This is a genomic window from Streptomyces sp. NPDC001292 (assembly GCF_042896465.1).
Lineage (GTDB): Bacteria > Actinomycetota > Actinomycetes > Streptomycetales > Streptomycetaceae > Streptomyces.
Window position 1 is genome coordinate 136023 of sequence record NZ_JBIAXG010000019.1, and the last position, 7336, is coordinate 143358.

At 73.8% G+C, this 7336-nt stretch carries 7 protein-coding genes; 2 read left to right on the forward strand and 5 right to left on the reverse strand.

The genetic code is table 11. The features are described from left to right. Window positions 1–26 precede the first annotated feature (26 nt). Entirely contained in the window at window positions 27–707 is a 681-nt protein-coding gene (locus tag ACFY4A_RS21365; protein WP_390830952.1) for a pyridoxamine 5'-phosphate oxidase family protein, read from the forward strand. A gap of 658 nt (window positions 708–1365) precedes the next feature. Here ACFY4A_RS21365 and ACFY4A_RS21370 read toward each other — a convergent pair. The 4 genes from ACFY4A_RS21370 to ACFY4A_RS21385 form a co-directional block, all read right to left on the reverse strand. Then, complete coding sequence (locus ACFY4A_RS21370) at window positions 1366–2316, reverse strand: DMT family transporter (protein ID WP_390830953.1); 951 nt, start codon at window positions 2314–2316, stop codon at window positions 1366–1368. 181 nt (window positions 2317–2497) lie between these two features. Further along, window positions 2498–3502, reverse strand: a complete 1005-nt coding sequence (locus ACFY4A_RS21375) for a DMT family transporter (protein WP_390830954.1) — start codon at window positions 3500–3502, stop codon at window positions 2498–2500. Window positions 3503–3642: 140 nt separating this feature from the next. Continuing rightward, window positions 3643–4242, reverse strand: coding sequence for a Clp protease N-terminal domain-containing protein (locus tag ACFY4A_RS21380; protein ID WP_390830955.1), 600 nt, complete (start codon window positions 4240–4242; stop codon window positions 3643–3645). A gap of 198 nt (window positions 4243–4440) precedes the next feature. Beyond that, the gene (locus ACFY4A_RS21385) at window positions 4441–5067 is read right to left on the reverse strand and encodes a PadR family transcriptional regulator (protein WP_390830956.1); all 627 of its coding nucleotides are present in this window, start codon (window positions 5065–5067) and stop codon (window positions 4441–4443) included. 163 nt (window positions 5068–5230) lie between these two features. Here ACFY4A_RS21385 and ACFY4A_RS21390 point away from each other — a divergent pair, with 163 nt between their 5' ends. Continuing rightward, the gene (locus ACFY4A_RS21390) at window positions 5231–6040 is read left to right on the forward strand and encodes a PhzF family phenazine biosynthesis protein (RefSeq protein ID WP_390830957.1); all 810 of its coding nucleotides are present in this window, start codon (window positions 5231–5233) and stop codon (window positions 6038–6040) included. Window positions 6041–6154: 114 nt separating this feature from the next. On the opposite strand, the gene ACFY4A_RS21395 is transcribed toward ACFY4A_RS21390, so the two are convergent. Further along, on the reverse strand, window positions 6155–6952 hold the full coding sequence (locus tag ACFY4A_RS21395) for a CPBP family intramembrane glutamic endopeptidase (protein ID WP_390830963.1): 798 nt from the start codon (window positions 6950–6952) through the stop codon (window positions 6155–6157). Between the last annotated feature and the right edge of the window lie 384 nt (window positions 6953–7336).

Genomic DNA, 7336 nt, shown 5'->3' on the forward strand with positions numbered 1-7336 from the left:
TATGCACTAGTGCAATGGAGAGCGCAATGCAGGAGACCCAGCCGCCGGCGTCGCCGCCCGCCTACACCCCGACCGACCGGACCGTGCCCACCCGCTCCGCCGACCGGGCGTCGTACGACAGGGATCTGGTGCACGCGATACTCGACGAGGGTTACGTCTGCCACCTCGGCTTCGTCCGCGACGGCGCGCCCGTGGTGCTGCCGACGCTGTACGCCCGGGTCGGCGATCGGCTCTACGTGCACGGTTCGACGGGCTCACGCCCGCTGCGGATGGCCGGCAAGGCCGACCCCGGGCTGCCGGTCTGCCTGACGGTCACCCATGTCGACGGCCTGGTCCTGGCCCGCTCCGCCTTCCACCACTCGATCAACTATCGCTCCGTGGTGGTGCACGGCACCGCCCACCAGGTCACCGACCCCGAGGAGAAGCGCGTGGCCCTGGACGCGCTGGTCGACCACGTGGTGCCGGGCCGGTCGGCCGACTCCCGCCCCGCCAACACGAAGGAACTGGCCGCGACCGCCGTGCTCAGCCTGGACCTGGCCGAGGTCTCCGCCAAGCTGCGCGTCGGCGGCGTGAACGACGAGCCCGAGGACCTCTCCCTGCCTCACTGGGCCGGAGTGGTCCCGGTCCGCAGGGAGTACGGCACTCCCCTCGCCGACGCCGATCTGGCCCCCGGCACCGCGCTCCCCGGCTATCTCACGGCGCTGTGATGCGCTGTTGTCCGGCATCCGTGAGATGCGGCTGGAAATGACCGACGCGCGCGCCAGGTTCAAGTACCCGGGCAAGCGGTCCGCCCGGGCCCAGGACGGTCTCGCGGAGCACGACGGGCGCTGAGCGACCGGGCCCGTCCGGCGACGACTGGGCCGCCCCGCCCCGGTGACGGGCGGGCGGACCCCCTCCCGATGACGACCGGGCGGCCCCGTCCCGTCAGGGGCCCGGCGGACACGCCTCGCTGGCAGTCGGGCGGACCCCTCCCGATAACGGCCCGGCGCACCTTGACCGGGCGCACCCGCCCCGGTGACGGGCGGGCGGACCCGCCCCGGTAACGGCCTGACGGCCCGGCCCGGTGACGACCGAGCGGCTCCCACCCGGTAACAGCCCGCCCGGTGACGACCGAGCGGCTCCCACCCGGTAACAGCCCGCCCGGTGACGACCGAGCGGCTCCCACCCGGTAACAGCCCGGCCCAGTGACGACCGAGCGAGCCCCGCCCAGTAACGACCCGGCCCAGTGACGACCGAGCGAGCCCCGCCCAGTAACGACCCGGCCCAGTGACGACCGAGCGGCCCCCACCCGGTAACAGCCCGCCCGGTGACGACCGAGCGGGCCCCGCCCCGGGGGACGGGCCCGCAACACGGGTCCGTCCGGCGTCACACGGGCGCCGGTTCCTCCAGCGCGGCCCGCGTTCCGCGTGCCTCTGCCAGAGCGAGGCCCGCGACCGAGCCAAGCATCAGGGCGGTGCCGACGAGGGTCGCCGCCGTCAGCCGTTCGCCGAGCAGGACGATGGCCAGCACCGCCGCGCTGACCGGCTCCAGCAGCATGATCACCGAGACCGTGGCCGACCGCACGACGGCCGCGCCCGCGAAGTAGAGCGCGTAGGCCAGGGCCGTCGGGACCGAGGCGATGTACGCCAGCAGCCACAGCACCCGTACAGGGTCGTCGGTGTGCGGCACCAGTCCTTCCCCCATCGCGAACGGCAGCAGGCACAGGCTGGTGACCGCGAACGCCCCGAGGGTCGTGCCGGAGTGGTCGGCTGCGCCGTCGCGGCCCCACCAGCGGGTGAGCAGCGTCATCGCGGAGTAGCCGGCCGCCGAGACCAGGGCGAGCAGCACGCCCCACGGCCGTACGGCGGCACCGCCGCTGCCCAGCACCAGCACCCCGAGACCGGCCAGCGCCCCGGCGACCGCGGTCAGGTTGGCCCGGCCGAGCCGTTCGCCCATCGTCAGGCGGGCGCCGAGCGCGATGAGGACGGGCCCGGCGCCGAGGGTCACGACGGTCGCCACGGCCAGTCCGGTGGCCGCGACGGCGGCGAAGTAGGCCGTCTGGAACACGGCGAGGCCGACGCCGGTGGCACCGGCCCGCAGCAGCCTGCGGCCGAGCGGCACCGGCACGGCCGGTCGCACGCGCGGGCGCAGCAGGCGCGCGGCGAGCAGCAGGACGAAGCCGACGGCGCAGCGCCAGAAGGACAGGGCGACCGGCCCGATGTCGCTGGTCCGGTAGACCAGCGAGGCGGCCGCGCCGGCGGTGCCCCAGGCGGCACCGGCGACGATCAGGTAGAGCAGGCCACGCCCGACGGGCAGGCCAAAAGAAGCATGGGACACGAGTCGTCTCCGCAGAGGTGCAGAAGTTCGGGGGGCAGGACCCCGTCGGTCGGGGTCGTGCGGACTTCCTCTGCGGGCAGCACCGTTCGGCCCGGCTCACCGCCGGGCGCGCTCACCGGATGGCCCGCCTCAGACGGCCGGAGGCGGGAGAACGAGTGTGTCCGAACGCATGATCCGCACTCTAGGCCGCCGTTCCCCGGGCCGACAACTCCCTTTCCGCCCCGCCGCTCGCCACCGGTTCCGCCGAGCCCTTCGCCGGGGTGGAGGACTGCGCGATGAACGCGCCGAGCAGGACGACCGCGCCACCGACGACCTGCGGGGCCGAGAGGCGCTCGCCGAGCAGCACCCAGGCCAGCACGGTCGCGATGACCGCCTCCAGGCATGCCACCACCCCGGCGACCTGCGGCGAGAGCCGCCGCACGGAGAGCACCCCGGTGACGTACGCGAGGACCGTGGCGACCAGTACGACCCACAGCAGCAGGGCAACGGCCGGGACGGAGGTCCCGTTCATGTCCGCGCCGTGCGCGAGCACCGACCAGTCCATGCTCCAGGGGCGTGCCACGACGGTCAGGACGGCGGCGCCGATCAGCAGTCCGTAGGCGATGACGCCGAGCGGGTTCGGGGCCGCGTCGCCCGCGTCGCCGCCCTGGTCGGACAGCACGAAGTAGCCGACCTGGCAGCAGGCCGCGCCGAGCGCGAGCAGCAGTCCGAGGACGTCGAAGCTCAGACCGGACCACACCTCGACGACACAGGCGAGTCCGCCCGCCGCGAGGACCACGCCGAAGGCCGCGGCCCGGGTGACCGGCCGCCGCTGCACGAAGCGGACCCAGCCGAGCACCAGGGCGGGCGCGAGGTACTCGATGAGCAGGGCGACCCCGACGGGGATCCGGGAGAGCGCGGCGAAGTAGCAGGCCTGGACACCGGCGACGGCGAGCAGGCCGAACCCGGCGAGCAGCGCGGGGCGGGTGCGCAGCAGCGCGCGGTGGCGTACGGCGAGCGGCAGCATGACCAGGGCCGCGCCGGTGACGCGCAGCCACACCACGTGCAGCGGGTCGAGGCCCGCTTCGATCAGCGGCTTGGCCGCGACACCGGAACCGCCGAAGGCGACCGCGGACAGGAGCGCGAGACCGAGCCCGACACCCTTGCCGGGGCGGCCCTGACTGATCTGAGACGTACGCACCGGCACATGATGACAGGCGATGACATGAGCGTCATCTTCGATGGCACCTGTCTCATCGCCTGGACGGGGCCATCACCGGGCACATCAGGCAAAAGGCACCGAACCTACCGACGGCACATGAGCCCCGGCCAACCCTCCCGCCCCGCTCAGTGGGTGGGCCCACCGTCCGCGGCGTACTCCCCCGGACAGTCCTTGGCATCGTCGTCGAGCCGCGCGGCGAGCTCCCCCGCGTCGATCGCGGCCCCGGTGAGCACCTCGACGGCACGCGCCTGCGGGTCCACGACGATCGCCGCGAGCAGGTCGACGCCGCGCGCCAGCCCGTCGCCTCGCCGGGCCGCCCGCTCGCAGGCGTGCTCCAGGGCGGCGAAGGCCACCGGCGAGAGGCCGTCGGACTCGGTCACCACGGGCAGGGCGCCGGAGTCCTCGACGGTGCCCTGCCAGCGCAGGCCGTATCCGATGCTGCGCTGCACGAGGTAGCCGAGCAGCCGGGCGATCTGCGGTCCGCCGCCGAACAGGGCGTGCACCTCGGGGTCGGACTCCAGGAGCGTGTGCAGCAGATGGGCGGTGTCGATCTGCCGGTCCCCGTCCCGGACCGCCCTCCTTCGGGCACCGGCGACCGCCGCCGTCAGTTCGGCACTGAGCCGGGCGTGGCCGTCCGGACGGAGGGCCTCCTGCCCGGAGGGCGGCTGCCGGGGAACACGGGATTGCACATCGTCCAGCTCACCAGCCTCTCCGGCTCCGGTCATCCCCGGCGGGAAGCATTTCGGCGTCCCACGGGAAGTGGACCCGGACCGCTGAAATCTCCTCCTCACGGATGAGATCGGGACGCATCCGCACAGCCGCTCCCCGGGGAGCGCACAGGCGCGCGGGTCGCCGGCGGCCCTCGGGCACGGGAGCCGGAAGCCCCCCGCACCCGAGGGCTTCCGGCTCCCGCGGCCTGGCGGTCAGCCCTCGTCGGCGAGGATCAGGTACAGCTTCTTGCGGGCCTCGTTGATGACGGCGAGCGCCTTCTCCCGCTGCTCCTTGCTGCCGGTCTTCCACACTTGGCCGAAGGCCTCCATAAGACCGAAGCCGGCCTGCCGGATCTCGCCGAGTGCCTCCCAGTCGACACCGCGCGAGGCCTCCTCCCAGGGCGCGTCCGGCCCCTCGTCGGCCGCGGTACGGCCCGCCTCTGTGAGCGAGAACAGCTTCTTGCCGCCCTCGCTCTCGCTGACGATCAGACCCTCGTCCTCCAGCATCTGGAGGGTGGGATAGACCGAGCCGGGGCTCGGCTTCCACGCCCCGCCGCTGCGCTCGGCGATCTCCTGGATCATCTCGTAGCCGTGCATGGGACGGTCCTTCAGCAGGGCCAGGATCGAGGCCCGTACATCACCGCGCCGGGCCCGGCCGCGCGGCCCGCCGCGCCCTCGGCCGCCCCAGTGCCCCGGACCGAAACCCGGCCCGAAGCCGGGGCCGAACCCCGGTCCGCCCGGACCGAAGGGCCCGAAGGCCGCCCGGCGCTCCTCGAAGCCGCCGCGGCCGCGCCGGGGACCGCCCTGCCGGTGCCCGTGCTCGAACCCATGGGTACGCATCGCAACCACTCCATTCCGCCGTCGATCTGTCACGATGCTTCAACGATATATCGGAACAGCTCGCTTTGGCCATCCTCTCCGAACTGCCGGTTCCTCCGTCCCAAGGCCGCCGTGCCCGGATTGGCCTTGGTCCGCCGCTCGCCGGAGCCCTTACCGTCGGGGCATGCGGATTCGAATCGTCGACGCCTTCACCGACCGTCCCTTCGCCGGCAATCCCGCCGGGGTGCTGCTGCTGGACGCCTTCCCCGAGGACGACTGGCTCCAGAAGGTGGCGCTGGAGGTCAGCCACGCCGAGACGGCGTTCGCCCACCGGCTGCCCGAGGGCGGTGAGGCCGACTGGGCGCTGCGCTGGTTCACGCCCGCCACCGAGGTCGCGATGTGCGGTCACGCCACGCTCGCCACCGCCCATGTCCTGTGGACGACGGGCGCCCACGAGGGACCGGTGCGCTTCGCCGCCCGCAGCGGTGTGCTCATCGCGAGCCCGGCCGGCGACGGCGCGATCACCCTGGACTTCCCGACCGCCCCGCTCACCGCCGTGGACGTCCCCGACGGGGTCGCCCGGGCCCTCGGCGCCGAGCCCCGCACCGCCTACGACACCGGGGCCGACGTCGGCGACCTGGTCCTCGAACTCGCCGACGAGAAGACCGTCCGCGGCCTCGCCCCCGACCACAAGGCCCTCGCCGCCCACTCCGCGCGCGGCATCATCGCCACCGCCCGCGCCGAGGACCCCGCCCGCGGCTACGACTTCGTCTCCCGGTGCTTCTTCCCCAACGTCGGCATCGACGAGGACCCGGTCACCGGCAGCGCCCACACGGCCCTGGCCCCCTACTGGTCCGAACGCCTCGGCCGCCTCGACCTCACCGGGCTCCAGGCCTCCGCCCGCTCCGGCCTCGTGCGCACCGGCCTGCGCGGCGACCGCACCCTGCTCACCGGCCACGCGGTCACCGTCATCGAGGGCGACCTGCTCGTCTAGGGACTCGCCCAGGAACCCGAAAGGGGCGTACGGCACTCGTACGCCCCTCACCGACGGCACCGGTCCACCCCTCGCGGACGGCTCTCGTACGCCGTCGCGGACTCCCCGTGCCGCTCACGCCGTCGGCAGCCAGCCCACCTTCCCGGCCAGCAGTGCGTAGCCCACGAACGCGCCGATGTCGAGCAGGGAGTGCGCCACCACGAGCGGGCCGACCCGGCCCCACCGCCGGTACAGCCGGACGAAGACCACGCCCATCACCATGTTGCCGACGAAGCCGCCGATGCCCTGGTAGAGGTGGTACGAGCCGCGCAGTACGGAACTGGTCACCAGCGCGGACCCCGGGGTCCAGCCCAACTGCCCGAGCCGGCGCAGCAGATAGCCGACGACGATGACCTCTTCGAGGACGGCGTTCTGCAGCGCGGACAGGATCAGCACCGGGAACTTCCACCACACGGCGGGCAGCGCCTCGGGCACCACGGTGAGGTTGAAGCCGAACGCGCGGGCGGCCAGGTAGAAGGCGATGCCGGTGCTGCCGATCACCGCCGCGACCAGCGCCCCGCGGCCGAGGTCCGGCCAGGGGCGGGCGCGGTCGAAGCCGAGCGCGCGCAGGCTCCGCCCCTCGCGCAGCAGGAAGTGGGCGACGAGGGCCACGGGGATCAGGGCCGTGGCGATCCCGAACAGCTGCCAGGCGAGGTCGAGCCAGGGACGGCCCGGAGCGGCGGAGGCGTTGAGCGTGGCGGCCTGGTCCTTGAGCCCACCGGGTTTGGTGACCGAGCCGACAAAGCTGATCAGCGCGGACACCGCGCTCGCCCCGAGCGAAAGCCCGAGGACGAGCAGCGTCTCGTCGCGAAGGATCCGCCGCGACGGCCGCTCCTGCGGTTGAGAGTCCCCCACCGGCCGTGACTCCGCCAGCACACCTGCCTCCAGTTCGGTCGTCCCGCCACGGGGCGCGCCATCCCGCCGCACGGGTACGGCCGGATTCCGGCACGGGTGCGCACGCGCGGCGCCACCGTCGTGGGACGTCACAGCTTGCCCGATCCCTCCCCCGCCGGCACGAGTGCCCCCGCCTACGGCGAGGCGGCACGGTCGGCTGCGCCTGTCCGGCGGATCAGGCGCAGGGAATCGGCGGTCGCCGCGGGACAGGCCCTCTAGCTGGTGCTGTGACCGGGAAGGTTCACCGGCTCGCGGCGCCCGGCACGGTACCTCGCCGCGTTGTCGCATCACCCGAGCACGTCCAGTACGCGGGCGACGCTCCGCCTTGCGATGCTCCCCCACTGCCTGAAGGGCGTGGGAGGT